This is a genomic window from Mesorhizobium sp. M0698 (assembly GCF_040320455.1).
GTDB lineage: Bacteria > Pseudomonadota > Alphaproteobacteria > Rhizobiales > Rhizobiaceae > Mesorhizobium.
In genome coordinates this window covers 233773-251049 of record NZ_JAMYPQ010000001.1, presented here as the reverse complement: position 1 = coordinate 251049, position 17277 = coordinate 233773, and the positions used below count along the sequence as shown (strand labels likewise).

Here is a 17277-nt window from a genome sequence, read left to right as displayed (position 1 = left end):
TGAGACATGTTGATGACCGCACGCAAGCCAGCAACGGTTGGCGAAATTCTTACGGAAGAATTCATGCAACCACTCGGCCTGACACAGGCGGCTTTGGCCGAAGCTATGAGCGTCCAGCGCAAGCATGTGAACGAATTGTGCAACGGCCGCCGCAACGTGACGGCGGCTACCGCGCTCATTCTGGCGCGGGTGTTTGGCAACAGCCCGGATTTCTGGTTGAACGTCCAGCGCCGTAATGATCTTTGGACGGTTATGAACTCACCCGACGAGCGGGCGCGTGTTGATCGCGCCAAACCTTTGGCGACAGTCGCATAGACAAGACTGCGACCGCCGCATTCCTCAGTGCAGCGCCTTGATCAGCGCCGCCACCATCGCCTGCGGCCGATAGCCGAGCCTGGCCGGCGTCAGCCCGAGCCGCACCACAACCAGCTGCTCCGAGGGGATGATGGCAACCGTTTGCCCATCATGCCCCTCCATCCAATAGGTGTCCTTGGGCAGGCCGGCGGCAGTGCCGGCGCCGGGGTTTTCTTCGTCGCCCGGTCCTTCTATCCATAATTGCCCCTTGCCGTAGACTTTCGAGGCAGTTGCCGGTTCCCGCATCCAGTCGACGAAGCCGGCGGGCAGGATCTCCTGGCCGTTCCAGACGCCGCCCTGCAGCAGGAACTGGCCGAAGCGCGCCCAGTCGCATGCCGTGGCATAGAGATAGGACGAGCCGACGAAGGTGCCGTGCTCGTCGGCCTCAAGCACAGCGCTCTGCATGCCGAGCGGATCGAACAGCGCGGTCCTCGGCCAGGCCAGTGCCTTGTCCTTGTCGCCGATTGCGTCCTGCCACAGCCTGGACAGCATCACCGCCGTGCCGCTCGAATAGGAAAACACCTTGCCGATCTCGCCGGTCAGCGGCTTGGATCCGGCAAAGCCCGCCATGTCCGGTTCGAGATAGAGCATGCGCGTTACGTCGGCGACGTCGCCATAATCCTCGTTGAATTCCAGCCCGCTCGACATCGCCATCATGTCGGCGAGGCTGATCACGGCGCGGCCATCTCCCTTCCAGGGACCGAACAGACCCTGGTTGGTCATCGCCAGCTTGCCCTCCTTCACCAGCGTGCCGACGATCGCCGCATTCACCGTCTTGGTCATTGACCAGCCCAATAGCGGCGTCTTTTCGGAAAAGCCGTCGCCATAACGCTCAGCGACGATGCGGCCGTTCTTGACCACCACCACCGCCCGCATGCCGGCACCGGTCAACGCCGGATCGTCGAGAATTGCCGTGACCTCGGGATCCTGCGAGGCGCCGACCTTGTCGCCCTCCGGCCAGATCGCATCGGGCAGCGGCGCCGCCGCTGGCGCGGCTCCCGCGATAGCCTTGGCGGCGGCAATATCGCCGTCGGGAACCGAAGCGCAGCCGAGCCCGTCGCGGGCGACCGCGACACTCTTGCCGAGCACGCCGAACAGGCCCGCCGAAACCGTTCCCTTCTCCTTGTCCACCGACACTCTCATCAGCTTCAGCAGCGGATGACCCGGCGCCTGCACATCGACGGCAAGCACATCGTCGGCGTCTCGCCCGGCGATGAAGACGTTCGAACAGACGATCTTGGCGGCATAGCCGGAACCGACGCGGATCAGTTCCGGCGGCGCGAAATACAGCCAGCCGGCGAGTACCGCGGCGGCCAGCACAGCCAAGCCGAGCAGCCATTTGACGAACTTCAAAAGGATCTGCATTTTGAGTTCCCCCGGGCGCGCTCGATCTATGTCATCGATTTGCCGCCATTGTTTCGGCAAAATCGCGGCTCTTGTCGAGCGCCGTCAACCGAATATCAACCATGATCGGCGATCACAGGTGCATGTCGCCCAGAAGTGCGCAGCGGTTTTGGGACAACGACATGCATAGACAAAAGAGCTAAGCGCGTCGAAGCGACGCGCTTAGGACAGACCGGGCGATCCTGTGGGGTGACCGTCCGGCGGGGCTTGAATGCGTGCGTCCCAAACTGCGTAACGGTTTGGGAATGCATGAAACGAAGATCCAGGCGCGTCGCGTAAGTCGGTTTCAAACGCGCCGCGCCCGGTCGAGGGGCCACCCGCGGAAAGACCCATCAGCGGCCGGCTGAAACCGGCTCGGGAAGTAGCGATGCGCCGTTTCGCGGTCCTCATCACGCTGATGCTGCTTGGCGCCTGCTCGACGGTCGAGGATCTGACGCCATCGCTGTCGTCGTCCAGCGCCTCGATGGTTGCGGTACGCGCGCCGCGTTTTGCCGATTCCGACCCGCATGAATGGGACAGCGGCGCACCGTGGAGCTACGCCGTCCACGGCACCGACGTCTCCAAATACCAGACATCGATCAACTGGCCGGCGGCCAGGGCCAGCGGCATCTCCTTCGCCTTTATCAAGGCAACCGAAGGCGGAGACCGTTTCGATGAAGCTTTCAACGAGCATTGGAGCCGCACCAGGGCCTCGGGCATCCCCCGTGCCGCCTATCATTTTTTCTACTTTTGCACGCCGGCCGCTACCCAGGCGCGCTGGTTCATCCAGAACGTGCCCAAAGACGGTTCGGCGATGCCGCCGGTTCTCGACATGGAATGGAACCCGAAATCGCCGACCTGCAAGCTGCGGCCCGATCCCGCCACGGTACGCAGCGAGATGAGCACGTTCCTCGAAATCGTCGAAAAATACTACGGCAAGAAGCCAATCATCTACACGTCTGTCGATTTCTTCGAAGATAACGGTTTATCGGGCTTCCGCAATTACCCCTACTGGCTGCGCTCCGTCGCCGGCCACCCGCGCCAGAAATACGGCAGCCATCCCTTCACCTTCTGGCAGTATACCGGAACGGGCGTCGTGCCGGGCATGACCGGAAACGCCGACATCAGCGTCTTCAATGGCTCCGAAGCCGCGTGGAAGAAGTGGTTGCGGCAGAACACCCGTTGACACCAGGCCTGCCGCCTGCTTTTCGACACAGCCAATGACGGATGCCCGCAACCGCTGGTAATCTTCTCGGAAGGATGGCGATGCGATCGCGCTTTGGATTTCTCGCGGCGCTGCTCCTGAGCGCCGTGCCGGCCGCGGCACAGCAATGCGGCGGCGATTTCGAGGCATGGAAGCAGGGCGTGGCGGCGGAAGCCAGGGCGGCCGGCGTCGGCGCTGCCGGCCTTTCTGCGCTGGAAAACGCCACCCTCGATGAAAAGGCGCTGGCACGCGACCGTGCCCAGGGCGTCTTCACCCAGACCTTCATCGAATTCTCGAACCGTATGATCTCGTCCCATCGGCTGAAGCAAGGTGCGGCCAATCTGCAAAAATATGCCGAGGTCTTTGTCCGCGCCGATCGCGAATACGGCGTGCAGGCGCCGGTCATCGCCGCTTTCTGGGCCCTGGAGACCGATTTTGGCGCCGTGCAGGGCGATTTTCATACGCTGAACGCGCTGGTGAGCCTCTCGCATGACTGCCGCCGTCCGCAGTTGTTCCGGCCGCAGATCGTGCCGCTGCTGATGTTGATCGATCGCGGCGTGGTGCCGGCCGACGTGACCGGTGCCTGGGCCGGCGAGATCGGCCAGACGCAGATGTTGCCTTCCGACTATCTCGGCCACGGCGTCGACGGCGACGGCGATGGCTTGGTCGACCTGCGCGGCAGCGCGCCGGACGTGATCATGAGCACGGCCAGCAAGATCCAGTCGCGCGGCTGGAAGCGCGACCAGCCCTGGATCGAGGAAGTCCGTGTGCCCGACGATTTGCCGTGGGAGCAGACGGGACGCACCAACAAGCTGCCGTTGACGCAGTGGGCGCAGTGGGGCGTTACCAGGCCCGACGGTACGCCGCTTCTCGACAACGGCCTGAAGGCCGGCCTGGCGCTGCCCATGGGTCGCAAGGGGCCAGCCTTCCTGACCTACGACAATTTCGACGTCTATCTCGAGTGGAACCAGTCCTTCACCTATGCCCTGACCGCGGCAAATCTTGCCGCCCGGCTGGGGGGCGCGCCGCGATTCGATCCGCGCAACCCCGAACCCGGCCTCAACGGCGACCAGATGAAGGCGCTGCAGACCAAGCTCGAGGCGAAAGGCTATGACGTCGGCACCGTCGACGGCATACTGGGCACCAACACCCGCGAAGCGATCCGCAGCGAGCAGAAGCGGCTGGGCCTGCCGGTCGACGGCTGGCCGACTCCGGAGCTGCTGGACAGGCTGTGAGGGTGGTGAATGGTGAATGGTAAAAAGAATAGCACCGGAGCCGCATTGAGCACCAGAGCTACCACTATTCACTATTCACTATTCACTATTCACTATTCACTATTCACATCACCGCCTGGCAAGCAGGAAATCGATGAACGCTCGCAACGGCGCCGGAACCTGGCGGGAACTCGCGTGATATAGATGAAAACCCGGAAATCTCGGCGACCAGGCGTCGAGAAAGCGGATGAGCTTTCCCGCTTCGATCCATGGCCGGACCTGATATTCCAGCATGTACGCCACGCCGACCCCATCCAGAACCGCCCCGATCATCAGTTCCGTATCGTTGATCGTCAGGCCGCCGCTGACGGCCACTTCCAAAGCACGTTGGCCTCGGGCGAACTCCCACCGGTAGATGTTGCCGCCGCTCGGCCACTGGAAATTGATGCACTGGTGCTGATGCAGGTCCGCGGGGTGACGCGGTATCGGGTGATGCTCCAGATAGCTCGGCGCCGCCACTGCGGCCATCTCGAGTTCCTCGCTGAGTTTCACCGCCACCATGTCCTTGTGCAGCCGCTCACCCAATCTGATTCCGGCATCGAAGCGGCCCTCGACGATGTCGGTGAGCATGTCGTCGACAATGATTGTGAGGGCGATATCGGGATAGGCGCGGCGGAAATCGCCGAGGATCGGCGCGATGAAACGCGTGGCGGCAATGCGCGGAACATTGATGCGCAGCGAGCCTGCCGGCCGGCCGCGTGATGCATGCGCGTCGGCGACGGCCCCTTCCAGTTCGCTGAACGCCGGTGCGATGCGGGCAAACAGCTTCTCGCCCTCAGCCGTCGGCGACATGCTGCGCGTGGTGCGGTTGAGCAGGCGGACACCGAGACGCTCTTCCAGTCCGCGTATCGTCTGGCTGAGTGCTGGAGGCGAAATCCTGAGCTTGGCCGCGGCGCGGACGAAGCTGCCCTCTTCGATGATTGCTGCAAATGCCGTGAGTTCGGAAAACTCGGTTCCGCGCATTATGTACCCCAGGCTTAACAAGTCAGTAAGATAATAGGCTATTCTCTGAGCAATAGCATGCCCATAGGTTTCCCTGGAACGCCGCTCGATCGAGGCGGCCGTAATCAGACGGAAGGAACAGCCATGCATCGTCCACTCGAAGGCAAAACCGCACTTGTGACCGGCAGCTCGCGCGGCATCGGGCGCGCCATCGCCGAGGGGCTCGCGGCCAAGGGTGCTGCCGTGGTCGTCAACTATGTGGGCAACGAGAAAGCAGCCAGGGAAGTGGTTGCCGCCATTGAAGGGATTGGCGGAAAAGCCGTCGCCATCCAGGCGGACGTCTCCAGCATTCCCGACATTCGCAGGCTGTTCGACGAAACCGAAAGACAGATGGGGCCGATTGACACCGTCGTCGCCAATGTCGGCGTCGCTGTCATAAAGCCGCTCGTCGAGGCCACCGAAGCGGACTTCGATAATGTGTTCGGCGCCAATGCCAAGGGCACCTTCTTCACGCTTCAGGAAGCGGCGCGCCGCGTTCGCGACGGTGGCCGCATCATTGCCGTCTCCACCGGCGGAACCAGGATGTTCTTCACGCAGACGGCGCTCTATCTCGGCAGCAAGGGAGCCGTCGAGCAGTTCGTCCGCGTCCTCTCGCGCGAACTCGGCCCGCGCTCCGTTACCGTGAATGCGCTTTCACCAGGCTTCACCGACACCGACCTGCTTCCCGAACGGGACCGCGCCGTGGCCGCCGGCATGTCGCCCTTCGGCCGGATCGGAGCACCGCGCGACGTCGCCGATGTCGCGGTTTTCCTGGCCTCGGACGAGGCTCGCTGGCTTACCGGCGAGAATATCCAGGCCGGCGGCGGCGTGGCCTGACTGAATGGTGAATGGTGAATGGTGAATGGTGAATGGTGAATGGTGAATGGTGAATGGTGAATGGTGACGATTCACGGGAGCGGGACGGAACGCAAGAACTACTTCTATTCACTATTCACTATTCACTATTCCACCATTAACTAATCCGCCATCGTCTCCAGGCTGGCAAACCCCTGCGGCGCATCGCCTTCGTCGAATGGCGTCGCCACCTCGACGAAAGTGTCGGGATAGAAGCCGTTGAACCGTGTTCGGAGCGACAGCGAATAGGCGCCGATATGGCCGATCTCGATCCAATCGCCGGTATCGACGGTTTCGGGCAGCCAGAACGGCCGCGACAATATATCGACGGAATCGCAGGTCGCGCCGCAGACCTTGAACGGCACGATGGTCTTGTCCTCGCCATTGCGCGAGCGGATCGCCGGATCGGGGATGAAGCGCGCCGGCAGCGTGATCTTGCCGGTCCATGAATCCGACAGCGACGCCCAGATGCCGTCATTGATGTAGAGCCTTTTGCCCTTGCGCAGCAGCACGCGCACGATCAGCGACAGGCAGCGCGCCACGATCACCCGGCCGGGCTCGGCCACCAGCGGCATCTGGTCGAACTGGTACTCCTGGAGGTCGCCCGACAACCGCGACATGATCTGGCCGAGCGACGGCATTTCCGGCTTGCGGCTGTTCGGATCATGACCGTATTCGGCCGGAAAGCCGCCGCCGACATCGAGCCCGGCAATGTCGAAACCGACGCGGTTGCGCACCCAGTCGGCGGAGGCCAGCGCCCGCTCATAGGTGTCGGGATCCTCTATCTGGCTGCCGACGTGAAAGCACAGCCCGACCTTGTAGCCCGTCCGGTTCAGCCGTTCGGCCAGTTCGACCGCATTGGCCGGTCCGGCGCCGAACTTCTTCGACAGTTCGTAGGCCGCCGAGCCTTTCGTCTGGATGCGCACGAACACGGTGATGGCGCCCGGATCGATGTCGAGAGCCCGCACCACCCTGGTCAGCTTGGTGATCTCGTCCTCATGGTCGAGCGAAATGACGCGAATGGCGTATTTTTCCAGCGCCAGCCTGATGTCCGACTGCGCCTTCACCGGGTGCATGTAGAGCATCTCGGCGCCCGGCGAGACGGCGCGCACGGCGGCGAATTCGCCGGGCGAGGCCACATCGAAGGCACTGACGCCGGCCTCGACCAGCGCGTTGAGCACGATCCGCTCGCCATTGGTCTTGACCGCATAGGCGGTCTTGCCGGGAAACATGCCCATGAACTGTTTGGCGTCCGCCTTCAGCACCTGCGGGCGGAAGCAATAGATCGGATCGTCCGGGCGAAGCGCCAGCGCTGCCTCGCGGGCATTTTCGAATCGCTGCATGGACGAATCCCTTGACTGAGGCTGCGCACAATTAATCCAAGCTAGCGGCTAATGAAAACAATTCTATGTCTCGCCGCCCTGGCTTCGCGGCGCTACGCCGGTGCTGCACGCCGAGTTATGAGCGAGCTAGGCCATCGCTCAGGTTTCGGGTGGCCCTTGCGGCCGGATCGGGTATGGCGTGAACAGACGCCTGAAGAGCAAGGCATCTCGTCTGGGAGGACGACCAATGGCGATAGCTGCCACCACCACGATGCGCGGTCCGATGGTGCTCAAGGACTGGGCGCAGCTTCTGCTGCTCGGCGCCATCTGGGGCGGCTCGTTCTTCTTTGCCCGTATTGCGGTAGCGGAACTTCCGCCGCTGGTGCTGGTGCTGTTCCGCGTCACCATAGCGGCGATCGCGTTGCAGCTCTATCTTGCGGTCCGCGGCCCGTCGTTTCGCCTCGCCTTGCCGCATGCCGGCCTGTTCTTCCTGCTGGCGCTCGCCAACAATGTCATCCCTTTCTCGCTGATCTTTGCCGGCCAGACCGAGCTTGGCGCCGGTGTCGCCTCGGTGCTCAATTCGACGACGCCGTTCTGGACGCTGATCCTCGCCAACGCCCTGACCAGGGACGAAAAGCTGTCGTGGAACAAGCTTGCCGGTATCGCCCTCGGTATCGCGGGAACGGCGGTGATGATCGGCCCCGGCCTCGTCGCCGGGCTCGGCGGTCCGGTCTGGGCGAAATTCGCGCTCATCGGAGCGTCGCTATCCTATGCGGTTGCGCTGATGATCGCCCGCCGCTTCAAGGGTGTGCCGTCACCGGTCATTGCCGCCGGACAATTGACCTGCTCGACCATCATCATGATCCCGGTCGTTCTGTTCACCTATGATGCCGCCAATCTGTTTTCGGCCTCGCCGCCGGTCTGGGCGGCGGTGCTGGCACTGGCGCTGCTGTCGACGGCCTTCGCCTACATCCTCTATTTCAATCTCGTCGCCTCGACCGGCGCCACCAACGCCTCGCTGGTCACGCTCATCGTGCCGGCCAGTGCCATTCTGCTCGGTTTCCTGTTCCTGGGCGAGCGGCTCGAACTGTTCGAATTGGGCGGCATGGCGCTGATCGCGCTCGGCCTCGTCACCATCGATGGTCGCCTGTTCGGGCGGCGCTAATGCATGTCGCGCAAAGGTGTGCAGCGGTTTTGCGATAACGACATGCATAGAACAAGAACCTAAAGCGCGTCGCACGAGGCCGGTCGAACGCGACGCGCTTTAGAGATGGCGCTATATGGGCGTGATCGCGGGAACAGATGAACCCTGCCATTCCAGACGCCAGATACCGCCTTGCCGGAGATTCTGAACGAGATCGGGAAGGAAGGCGGCAAGGCAGGTCCCGCCGACATGTCTCACGGAAGGATACACAAGACCGGTCGCGGCGTCTTGCTTGCGGAGTTGCTTCGCCAGCGCCTGACCGGCAGGATAGGCTAAGACAGTATCCGGATCGAGCACCGGGTCCTTGCTGAACTCAGCACCGCGCAGATCGTGAAACGAGCCTATGAAGTCGGCAACGAGCTCCGCGTAGTCGGTGACGTTTTCGAACCGTTCGATCGCGGCAAGCTCGCGCGTCAGATGAAACGAGACCTCGCCGAGCGCGGTTTCCGCATCGAACCCACAGTACCAGACGCCCCTGGCATCATCGTTGAAACGATTGCCGCCCGGACGGGTGTAAGCGAACGCCGCATTGATGAAGGTGTAGCCCGGTCTCCCGAAAACCAGTTCGCGCGGATCGAGGTCGGGCAATCCCCCTTGCTGCGCCTGAAGGCGGCCGCTGGTGGCTCCTTCGAGCTCCGCAAGGTCCTCCAAATCTCCATGATTCCTGGCCAATGGCATCAGGACCGGTTCCTTGAGCCTGCCTGTCGAAATCAGCCGGATCGTGTCGCGCTGGGAAATGTCAGCGCGCGGCGGGATCTGCATTCAAAGTCCACCGCGCAAAGCGTCGATATGTTGGCGAACCTGCAGCAGCTTCGGAATGCCGCCCTCGATCATAACGTCCAGGGGGCGCCGGCCACCATAAAGAGGCCCTTTGTTCGGCAACCGCACCCATTCATCGGCAAGCGCTTCGGAGAACAGAAGCCGCAGTCCCTTGAAGATGCCGATCAGGGCGCTGATGCGTGTCAGCGAATCCTGGGAGAGAACGCCCTCCCACTCGCCTTTCTTCATGCGGAACCAGGTTCTCTCCGACACGTCGCCGATCAAGGTACAGATCTCGGTGCTGGTCAGATGCCAGATGTCTGCGAGCCTGACGATGCCGGCAACAGCCGCTGGCGTGAGCCGCGCCCGTGCCGAGGCATCCGCCAGATTTGCCGGCAAAGCCTGATTTGCAGGATCGCGAACCGCATAAGCGACACTCATTCCGACCTCCATCACTTGGCAGTCAATATACTGCCAATTGGCAGAAAATTCAAGTCCTGGCTATCTCACAACGCTGCCGATTGCCCGCCGCATTCGTATAGAGTGCGTATAGCGTGCAGCATCCGGTTGGATGCGCAAAGGACGCGTCGAATCTTCAGTCGTTCCGAAAATCGATTCCGATTTCTGCCGCGGTAGCGCTGCCATTCTCGTGCTGCCACGGCTTTGCCACAAATTATTCACAGGTCCCGAGCCGGCTTTTGACAAAGAGTTTCAATGCCTAACGGCAAACGGCAGGTCGCAAATTCCACAATCTCGTCGCATTGCAGCAAAGTTTCTGCTTGCCTGTGGCACAAATGACCCTAGACTCTCGCCATAGCTCTTTAAGAGGAGGCTATGACATGGGACTGACGAGGCCGATCAACGCATTGATGATTTGTGCTGCGTTTGCATTCATCGGCGCCCTCATTATGGGCGTCCTTCCATAAAGCCGCTGAGCGGGGGAAGACCAGCACCGAATAGTCCAAACCATTTGAAAGGCCGGGCGTTTTGCCCGGCCTTTTGCATTCCCCCGATCTTTGACATTTCAAAAAGGAGCTTGCCGCCTTACGCCGCGGCGGATCCCGCCGCCTCGACTTCGTGCGACCTGATGCCGATCATGTGGCAGATGGCGAAGACCAGATCGGCCCGGTTCATCGTGTAGAAGTGGAAATCGCCGACGCCGCGCTCGACAAGGTCCAGCACCTGCTCGGCGGCCACGGCAGATGCCACCAGCGCATGCGTTTGCGGATCGTTCTGCAGCCCATCGAAGCGCTCGGCCAGCCATGCCGGCACCAATGCGCCGCACCGCGCCGAGAAGTTGGCGACCTGGGTGAAATTGTGCACCGGCAATATGCCCGGCACGATCGGTATGTAGATGCCGGCCCGCCGTGCCCGCTCGACATAGCGCTCATAGAGATCGTTGTCGAAGAAGAACTGGGTGATCGCCCGCGTCGCGCCGTTGTCGGCCTTGCGCTTCAGCATGTCGAAGTCGGTGGCGAAATCCGGACTCTCCGGATGCTTTTCCGGATAGGCCGAGACCGATATGTCGAAATCGCCGGCGCCCTTCAGCGCATCAACCAGTTCGGCGCCATTGGCATAGCCTTCCGGATGCGGCCGGTAGGCCGCGCCGACGCCCTCGGCCGGATCGCCGCGCAGGGCGACGAAACGCTTGACGCCCATATCGGCGAACTCCCGGATCACCGCATCGACCTCGTGACGCGCCGCATCGACACAGGTCATGTGCGCCGCCGGCGTCAACGTCGTTTCATTGAGGATGCGCTTGACGGTGCGGGCCGTCCGCTCGCGGGTCGAACCACCGGCGCCATAGGTGACCGAGACGAATTTCGGCTTGAGCGGCTCAAGCCGGGTGACCGTGTCCCACAGCCTTGCTTCCATCTCATCGTTTTTCGGCGGAAAGAACTCGAACGAAACCCTGACCTTGTCGCCGATGTCGGGGCGGCGGGAGAAGCGGAACTGGTTCATCAGGCGGTTTCCCCTATCGGATACGCATTGGCCGGTTGTCTGTCGTTGGAAGGCTCGGCAATCAGCATGCGCCGATCGCGGCCGAGCCAGAGTTTGACGGTGAGCTTGGCCTCGTTGCCGCCGCGCGGCTCGAATTCCTGGCTGTCCTCAAGGTCGAGGCCGGCCTCGGAAAACCAGTCGCCAATTTGCCGGTCGGAAAAGCCGAGACGCATATGCGCGTGCTCCTCGCGCAAGAACTCCAGCGCGTGCGGCGCGAAATCGACGATCACCAGCCGGCCGGCCGGGCGCAACAGACGCGCCGCCTCGCGGATGGCGCGGGCGGGATCGTCGAGATAATGCAGCACCTGATGGATGGTAACGAGATCAAAGGCGTCGCGTTCGACCGGTGGCGCAAAAATATCGCCCTGGCGCACTTGCGCATTCGAAACGCCGGCCTTGTCGAGATTGGCGCGCGCCACCGTCAGCATCTCGCGCGACATGTCGATGCCGACACCGCGCCGATAGAGCGGCGAAAAGATCTCGAGCAGCCGTCCGGTGCCGGTGCCGAGATCGAGCATCGACTGGAACGGCCGCTTGCCGACAAGCTTGATGAGAGCTGCTTCGACCGCGCGATCCGGCACATGCAGCGAGCGGATATGGTCCCAGCTTGCGGCGTTTACCGAGAAATATTCGGCAGCCCGGTCCTGCCGCTTGCGCTTGACTGCGGCCAGCCGTTCGAGATCACGCTCGACCTGCGGATCGGCGCCGCGGATGCCGGAGACCAGCCTGAGCACGAAATCGCGCGACGCGTCGGAATCCGATAACCGGAAGAACGCCCACGAGCCCTCCTGGTAGCGGCCGATCAGCCCTGCCTCCAGCAGCAATTTCAAATGGCGCGAGACGCGCGGCTGCGACTGGCCGAGGATTTCGGTGAGATCTGAAACGGTCAGATCGCCGCGCGACAGCAGCGCCAATATGCGCAGCCGGCTGGATTCCGCCGCCGCCTTCAATGTATCTACCATCGTGTCGAGAGCGACATGCATGCGAGCATTCTCTTTGAAAAGATATAAACATATGTTTATGTCGGTTTGGATAGGCTTGCAAGCGCTATGTCGCTTCCGGACAAGAAAATGACGCATGCGTGGCGGATCGCGCAAAAACGGACGCATGATCGAGGCGAGAACCATGTTCGAGACGCGCAGCGGCGAAAAGCTCCTGGAAACCGACCCGGCAACGATGCCGCCGGATGGCCATGTCGTCTTCATCGGCCGCATCGCCTCGCCGTGGACGACACGGGAAACTTGCCCCAAGAACATGAAGGCCGCGCGGGAGACGGGACAGCCGGCGCACTTGGTCATCAACCCGCCTTATCGTGATGGCTTGCTTGGGCTGGAACGCGCCAGCCACGTGATCGTCCTGTCCTGGCTGCACCATGCACCGCGGCAACTGATTGTCCAGAAACCCCGCCATGCCACGGAGCCGAAAGGCGTCTTTTCGCTGCGCTCCCCTGCCCGGCCGAACCCAATTGGGCTGCATGTCGCCAGGCTGGTTGGCGTCGACATCGACACCGGCCGCGTCGATCTCGATGCCATCGACGTGCTCGACGGCACGCCGGTCATCGACATCAAGCCTTATTTCGCCTCGACCGATGCCTTCGCCGAGGCGACCATGTCCGGGCGGGACGAGTCGTCCAGATCGGGCGAGCCCCCCAGATGGGATGAGCAGTGAGCGCGCCGACCGGCCGCCGCCGCGCTATCGCCAAGGCGCTGACAGCGCTCCTGCCGCTGGCGCCCTATGCCGACATGGAAAATATCCGTGCCGATGCCGGCGCCGTGCACATGAAGAGCTTGCCGCCGAGCATTGCCGTATGGCTGGCGACGATTGCGCATATTCGCCACGCCCACACCGACTACGAAAAGCTGCTGGCCGAAGGCTATGACCGCGATTCCGCGCGCTTCTTCGTCATCGAACAGACCAACATCGTGCTGACCCGCTGGCGCGCCACCCGGCTGCTCGACGATGAGGATGAGGCGTAGAGAATGGCAGGCACACGCGTCGAGTTCTACGGCGCCCCCCTCTGGCCTGCCGGCCATCTCCCCCTCCAGGGGGAGATCAGCAGCTTCGCCCTAGCCGCCAATCCTGCAACGTTGGTGATTGGCGGAAGCAGACAAGATACCCAATCTCCCCCCTTGAGGGGGAGATGGCCGGCAGGCCAGAGGGGGTGCTGTCCAGGGCGCTGTCCCGCCAACATCAGGTCGGCAACACCGGAACCTTCAAAGCTTGAAATAAAAAACCCGCCTCGGTGGGCGGGTCGTTGGAGCCAATTGGCACCATACCGAAATTAGTAGCATAGCTGCCGGCACAAAGCAAGAACAAACTTGCTGTGTTTTAGGGAAATCGCTTCAGGTTGGCATCGCGGCTTCATTCCAGCTTGGGTTCCTCGCCCCCACGAAAGTGGGGGAGAGGTGGCTCGGCGAAGCCGAGACGGAGAGGGGGAACCGCGCTCTACGAAGGCCCCTCTCCGGCCGCTTCGCGGCCACCTCTCCCCCGCTTCGCGGTGGGCGAGGAACCCAGGTTCTCAGAGGTCGAGGGACAGTGCCTCCCTGCCCTGCAGGATAGCGGGGTACGAAGGAACGCGGCTTTGACTGGCAATGCCGCCTTGCCTGGAAAACAACTAGGCCCGGTAAATCCACTGCTCCGGCACGCGTACCGAAATCTCCTCGCCGGCCGCGATCGTGCCGGGCTTCTCGACCCAGGCGACGAGCCCACGCAAGCGCTTCGCCGCCTTCGGGAACAGCAGCGCTCCGGCCTCATGGTCGGGCATCCCGGCATTTTCGGCGACCGACCGGCCGGCGATCCGGCAAGGCCCGTTCTGCGCGTCGATCTTGACGGTCTCGCCGCCTTTGAAGAACAGCTGCGTGCCGGTCGGCAGCATCGAGAGGTGCGGCAGGCCTTCGATCAGGAGATTGGCGCCGATCCATTCCGGCTTGATCTCGGCGATGCCCATCCGTTCGGCGACGATTGCCAGTTCGTCCGCTGCCACGATCGACAATTGCCGCTCGTTGCGCATCTCGGTGCCGCGCGGATACCAGGGTTCCCGCCCGCCGGAGCGCCGCGTCGTGCCGGCATGGAAATCGCCTTCAATGCCGTCGAAACCGAGTTGCAGCGTATCCACCGCTCGTGTCTCAAAACGATCGAACGGTGCGAGGTAAAGCGCTGCCACCCTGGCGGCGAGTTTTCGCGACGGGACGATCTCGACCGGAGTTTCGGCTTCGGGAAAAAGATCCAGCATGGGTTCGTGCCTCGCGTGATACGCGCAATTAGCCGCGGTCAGCTCATCAGGTCCAGTCGAAAGCGCTGATGCTCCGATCAAGACGGCTGATGCGACTATGCCAGGCGCGTTCCGATGCTGGTGCCGTTCGCGCCGAGCTAATGCATGTCGCCCAAAAGTGTGCAGCGGTTTTGGGACAACGACATGCGTAAAACAAAATCTAAAGCATGCGCAATAGCGCGCCGCCGATCGAGTAGCCGGCGCCGAAGGCGCAGAGCAGGCCGTAGTCGCCGGCCTTCATGTCGGCATGGTTCTCCGACAGGGCGATGATGGCACCGGCGGCGGCGGTGTTGCCGAGGCGCTCCAGCACCATCGGCGCGCGGTCGTGGTCGACGTCATGGCCGAACGACAGTTTCAGGATCATGGCGTTCATCCGCGCATTGGCCTGATGCAGCCAGAAGCGCCGGATCGCTTGCGGCGTCAGCCCGTGCTCGGCCAGGAATTCGACGATGAATTTGTGGCCGGCAACGGTGACTTCCTTGAACACCTTGTTGCCGATCTGCTTGATCAGATTGCCTTCCAGATCGATCATATACGGATCGTCCTGGGTGGCGCGGGTAAAGTAACCGAGATTGGTGCGGATGCTGTTCGACATCTGCGTCCAGGCGCGCGTGTCGAGCACCTCGAAGCGCCCCGGCCGCTTCTCGCCCTGGGCAAGCCCTTCGACGATCATCGACACGGAAGCGTCGCCGAAGATGAAATGCGTCTGCCGGTCGCGAAAATTAAGATGCCCGGTGATGATCTCCGGCGTCGTCACCAGCACGCGCTTGTGCGCCCCTGCCCGCACCAGATTGACGGCGATGTGCAACGCCGCCGCTGCCGAAGAGCAGCCAAGCCCCATATCGAAGCCGGCGCCTTTCGTCCCCAGCGCCTGCTGCATTTCGATGGCGATCGCCGGATAGGGCCGCTGATGGTGCGAGGCCGAGCAGATCACCAGGTCGATATCCCCCGGCTTCAGCCCGGCATGATCGAGCGCCTTGCCGGCCGAAGCGATGCCGAACTCGGCCTCCAGCGACAGCGCATCGTCGGGCCGCGCCGGGAAGCGCGGCGCCATGCGGGTCGGGTCGAGGATGCCTTCCCGTTCGATGACATGGCGGGTCTGGACGCCCGAGGCATGGACGATGAAGGCACTGTCCGATTTCTGTACCAGCGGCTCGCCCGACACCTCGCGCCGGATGTTCTCCATGTCCACCCAGCTGTTGAAGCTGGCGACGAGTTCCTCATTGGTGATCGAAGCTTCGGGGATTTCAACGCCGATGCCGCTGATGATGACGCGATGCATTTCCAGTTCGTCCCGTGCGCAGGCGTTGCGGCTTCATGTCGACGCCGCAAAAAGCTCGGCGCAACCTCTTTTGCACCTAGCCAGTTTATGCCGGCTTAAATCAAGTCCCTGGGACGGGTCTTTACCAGGCGCAGAGCTTGGTATTGGTCTGCGGGTTGTTCCAGCAGGCACCGTCATCGCGGCTGCGCACGAATTGCCCGGGCAGCGGCACGTTGCGGCGGCCGAGATTGACATAGCCATAGGCAAAACCCGGTCCGTCGATTTCCAGGACGTAGGTCGGATAACCCGGCGCCGAGATGCGAAAGCTGCCGGCATCGTCCAGCGCCCGATAGCTGCACGAGAAATAGCCGTCGTCGCTGGTGAAGCAGCGCGCTCGCTTGGCCTCCGCCGATATAGACAAGGCAAGCACAGCGGCCGCACAAACGCTGCCGCCGAAACCCATCTTTTTCAGTGTCATCATCCATCCCCATGGCCCATGAAGGGCCTTATCCCTGCCCCAGCGAGATGCGCATGACGGCGAAAGCCGGTCAAGCATCCGCTGCTGGCTGTTTTTGGGTGTAGCTAAGAGCTTCTAAGCAGAACGCCGCGCCACGATGAAGAGACGGGGAAAGCGCAGCAATACCTTGCCGCTTGCCGTTTTCGGATAGGCTTCGCTGATCCCGGCCGTGTAGCGCTTCAGGAAAAGCTGCCGCTCGTTCTCGTCGAGCGGATCGAGGAACGGCTTCAGCCCCGTCGACTTCACCCATTCGACGATCGCCTCGGCATCGGCCAGCGGATGGTTGTAGATCGTGTGCCAGATATCGAGCCGATCCGAGAATGGCGACAAAAGGTCGTAGTAGAACGCGACCGGCGGCAGCGGCGCGCGGGCCGCGCGCTCGAGCTTTTCGGCAAACGGCATCTCGGCCGCGGTCTCCCGCATCAGCCGGTGCGAAGGCTCAGCCATATTGTCCGGCATCTGCACGGCAAGCGCGCCGCCGGGCGCCAAAAATCCCATCAGCCGCTGGAAGACCGCCGGGTGCTCCGGCAGCCACTGAAACACCGCATTGGCAAAGATCACGTCGACCGGTTCGTTCGGCTGCCACGCCGCCGCATCCGCCAAGGCAAAGCTGACGCCGGGCAGGCGCGCCCTGGCCTTCTCGACCATATCGAGGGAGGTATCGAAGCCGCTGATCTGTGCCCGCGGCCAGCGCTCGACCAGCAATTCGGTCGAATTGCCCGGCCCGCAGCCAAGGTCGACCACCCGGCGCGGTTCCGGCACCGGCACCTGCGCAACGAGATCGCGCGCGGGGCGGGTGCGCTCGTCCTCGAATTTCAGGTAGAGGGCGGCGGACCAGTCGGCCATCTTGGTTCCTCAGATCATTTGAGAATTCGCCGCCCTGTAAATGTC

Annotated in this window: 18 protein-coding genes; 7 read left to right on the top strand and 11 right to left on the bottom strand. The window is 62.6% G+C overall.

From position 1 onward, the window contains the following. Window positions 1–6 precede the first annotated feature (6 nt). Complete coding sequence (locus NKI16_RS01310) at window positions 7–315, top strand: HigA family addiction module antitoxin (protein WP_023676785.1); 309 nt, start codon at window positions 7–9, stop codon at window positions 313–315. Window positions 316–339: 24 nt separating this feature from the next. Here NKI16_RS01310 and NKI16_RS01305 read toward each other — a convergent pair whose 3' ends face one another. Then, a complete protein-coding gene (locus NKI16_RS01305) occupies window positions 340–1719 on the bottom strand; it encodes a serine hydrolase domain-containing protein (RefSeq protein WP_023676786.1) in 1380 nt (459 codons plus the stop codon). Window positions 1720–2125: 406 nt separating this feature from the next. Between NKI16_RS01305 and NKI16_RS01300 the strand changes: the two genes are divergently transcribed. After that, window positions 2126–2923, top strand: coding sequence for a glycoside hydrolase family 25 protein (locus tag NKI16_RS01300; RefSeq protein WP_023676787.1), 798 nt, complete (start codon window positions 2126–2128; stop codon window positions 2921–2923). 80 nt (window positions 2924–3003) lie between these two features. Then, window positions 3004–4176, top strand: coding sequence for a lytic murein transglycosylase (locus tag NKI16_RS01295; protein ID WP_023676788.1), 1173 nt, complete (start codon window positions 3004–3006; stop codon window positions 4174–4176). A gap of 108 nt (window positions 4177–4284) precedes the next feature. On the opposite strand, the gene NKI16_RS01290 is transcribed toward NKI16_RS01295, so the two are convergent. Beyond that, entirely contained in the window at window positions 4285–5178 is an 894-nt protein-coding gene (locus NKI16_RS01290) for a LysR family transcriptional regulator (protein ID WP_023676789.1), read from the bottom strand. A 123-nt stretch (window positions 5179–5301) separates the two neighbouring features. Here NKI16_RS01290 and NKI16_RS01285 point away from each other — a divergent pair, with 123 nt between their 5' ends. After that, window positions 5302–6033 (top strand): SDR family oxidoreductase, encoded by a 732-nt coding sequence (locus tag NKI16_RS01285; protein ID WP_023676790.1) that lies wholly within the window; start codon window positions 5302–5304, stop codon window positions 6031–6033. A 140-nt stretch (window positions 6034–6173) separates the two neighbouring features. Here NKI16_RS01285 and NKI16_RS01280 read toward each other — a convergent pair whose 3' ends face one another. Beyond that, window positions 6174–7394: an alanine racemase gene (locus NKI16_RS01280; protein WP_023676791.1), complete on the bottom strand. Its 1221-nt coding sequence runs from the start codon at window positions 7392–7394 to the stop codon at window positions 6174–6176. Window positions 7395–7620: 226 nt separating this feature from the next. Between NKI16_RS01280 and NKI16_RS01275 the strand changes: the two genes are divergently transcribed. Further along, window positions 7621–8538, top strand: coding sequence for a DMT family transporter (locus NKI16_RS01275; RefSeq protein ID WP_023676792.1), 918 nt, complete (start codon window positions 7621–7623; stop codon window positions 8536–8538). A 111-nt stretch (window positions 8539–8649) separates the two neighbouring features. Here the strand turns inward: NKI16_RS01275 and NKI16_RS01270 are convergent, their stop codons facing one another. The 4 genes from NKI16_RS01270 to NKI16_RS01255 form a co-directional block, all read right to left on the bottom strand. Beyond that, window positions 8650–9339 (bottom strand): RES family NAD+ phosphorylase, encoded by a 690-nt coding sequence (locus NKI16_RS01270; protein ID WP_352589415.1) that lies wholly within the window; start codon window positions 9337–9339, stop codon window positions 8650–8652. After that, window positions 9340–9777, bottom strand: coding sequence for an MbcA/ParS/Xre antitoxin family protein (locus NKI16_RS01265; protein WP_023676794.1), 438 nt, complete (start codon window positions 9775–9777; stop codon window positions 9340–9342). It abuts the gene before it with no gap. A 603-nt stretch (window positions 9778–10380) separates the two neighbouring features. Beyond that, window positions 10381–11298 carry a methylenetetrahydrofolate reductase [NAD(P)H] gene (gene metF / locus NKI16_RS01260; protein ID WP_023676795.1) on the bottom strand — a complete coding sequence of 306 codons (918 nt, stop codon included), beginning with the start codon at window positions 11296–11298 and terminating at the stop codon, window positions 10381–10383. Next, window positions 11298–12320 (bottom strand): ArsR/SmtB family transcription factor, encoded by a 1023-nt coding sequence (locus NKI16_RS01255; RefSeq protein WP_023676796.1) that lies wholly within the window; start codon window positions 12318–12320, stop codon window positions 11298–11300. The genes metF and NKI16_RS01255 overlap by 1 nt, the downstream gene beginning before the upstream one ends. Window positions 12321–12462: 142 nt before the next feature. On the opposite strand from NKI16_RS01255, the gene tsaA reads away from it, so the two are divergent. Continuing rightward, a complete protein-coding gene (tsaA, locus tag NKI16_RS01250; protein ID WP_051406133.1) occupies window positions 12463–13005 on the top strand; it encodes a tRNA (N6-threonylcarbamoyladenosine(37)-N6)-methyltransferase TrmO in 543 nt (180 codons plus the stop codon). Then, window positions 13002–13313 (top strand): DUF2293 domain-containing protein, encoded by a 312-nt coding sequence (locus tag NKI16_RS01245; RefSeq protein WP_023676798.1) that lies wholly within the window; start codon window positions 13002–13004, stop codon window positions 13311–13313. Before tsaA ends, NKI16_RS01245 begins: the two co-directional genes overlap by 4 nt. Window positions 13314–13951: 638 nt before the next feature. Here the strand turns inward: NKI16_RS01245 and NKI16_RS01240 are convergent. From NKI16_RS01240 to tam, 4 genes are all read right to left on the bottom strand, one after another. Further along, complete coding sequence (locus tag NKI16_RS01240; RefSeq protein WP_023675889.1) at window positions 13952–14569, bottom strand: MOSC domain-containing protein; 618 nt, start codon at window positions 14567–14569, stop codon at window positions 13952–13954. A gap of 199 nt (window positions 14570–14768) precedes the next feature. Further along, entirely contained in the window at window positions 14769–15890 is a 1122-nt protein-coding gene (locus NKI16_RS01235) for a beta-ketoacyl-ACP synthase III (RefSeq protein ID WP_023675888.1), read from the bottom strand. Window positions 15891–16011: 121 nt separating this feature from the next. Next, window positions 16012–16347, bottom strand: a complete 336-nt coding sequence (locus tag NKI16_RS01230) for a hypothetical protein (protein WP_023675887.1) — start codon at window positions 16345–16347, stop codon at window positions 16012–16014. Window positions 16348–16461: 114 nt separating this feature from the next. Further along, window positions 16462–17232, bottom strand: a complete 771-nt coding sequence (gene tam, locus NKI16_RS01225; protein ID WP_023675886.1) for a trans-aconitate 2-methyltransferase — start codon at window positions 17230–17232, stop codon at window positions 16462–16464. Window positions 17233–17277: the final 45 nt, after the last annotated feature.

Bases quoted from the DNA above. Each gene is read 5' to 3' on its own strand.
- NKI16_RS01310 (WP_023676785.1), top strand. From the start codon at position 7: ATGTTGATGACCGCACGCAAGCCAGCAACGGTTGGCGAAATTCTTACG.
- NKI16_RS01305 (WP_023676786.1), bottom strand. From the start codon at position 1,719: ATGCAGATCCTTTTGAAGTTCGTCAAATGGCTGCTCGGCTTGGCTGTG.
- NKI16_RS01300 (WP_023676787.1), top strand. From the start codon at position 2,126: ATGCGCCGTTTCGCGGTCCTCATCACGCTGATGCTGCTTGGCGCCTGC.
- NKI16_RS01295 (WP_023676788.1), top strand. From the start codon at position 3,004: ATGCGATCGCGCTTTGGATTTCTCGCGGCGCTGCTCCTGAGCGCCGTG.
- NKI16_RS01290 (WP_023676789.1), bottom strand. From the start codon at position 5,178: ATGCGCGGAACCGAGTTTTCCGAACTCACGGCATTTGCAGCAATCATC.
- NKI16_RS01285 (WP_023676790.1), top strand. From the start codon at position 5,302: ATGCATCGTCCACTCGAAGGCAAAACCGCACTTGTGACCGGCAGCTCG.
- NKI16_RS01280 (WP_023676791.1), bottom strand. From the start codon at position 7,394: ATGCAGCGATTCGAAAATGCCCGCGAGGCAGCGCTGGCGCTTCGCCCG.
- NKI16_RS01275 (WP_023676792.1), top strand. From the start codon at position 7,621: ATGGCGATAGCTGCCACCACCACGATGCGCGGTCCGATGGTGCTCAAG.
- NKI16_RS01270 (WP_352589415.1), bottom strand. From the start codon at position 9,339: ATGCAGATCCCGCCGCGCGCTGACATTTCCCAGCGCGACACGATCCGG.
- NKI16_RS01265 (WP_023676794.1), bottom strand. From the start codon at position 9,777: ATGAGTGTCGCTTATGCGGTTCGCGATCCTGCAAATCAGGCTTTGCCG.
- metF (WP_023676795.1), bottom strand. From the start codon at position 11,298: ATGAACCAGTTCCGCTTCTCCCGCCGCCCCGACATCGGCGACAAGGTC.
- NKI16_RS01255 (WP_023676796.1), bottom strand. From the start codon at position 12,320: ATGCATGTCGCTCTCGACACGATGGTAGATACATTGAAGGCGGCGGCG.
- tsaA (WP_051406133.1), top strand. From the start codon at position 12,463: ATGTTCGAGACGCGCAGCGGCGAAAAGCTCCTGGAAACCGACCCGGCA.
- NKI16_RS01240 (WP_023675889.1), bottom strand. From the start codon at position 14,569: ATGCTGGATCTTTTTCCCGAAGCCGAAACTCCGGTCGAGATCGTCCCG.
- NKI16_RS01235 (WP_023675888.1), bottom strand. From the start codon at position 15,890: ATGCATCGCGTCATCATCAGCGGCATCGGCGTTGAAATCCCCGAAGCT.
- NKI16_RS01230 (WP_023675887.1), bottom strand. From the start codon at position 16,347: ATGACACTGAAAAAGATGGGTTTCGGCGGCAGCGTTTGTGCGGCCGCT.
- tam (WP_023675886.1), bottom strand. From the start codon at position 17,232: ATGGCCGACTGGTCCGCCGCCCTCTACCTGAAATTCGAGGACGAGCGC.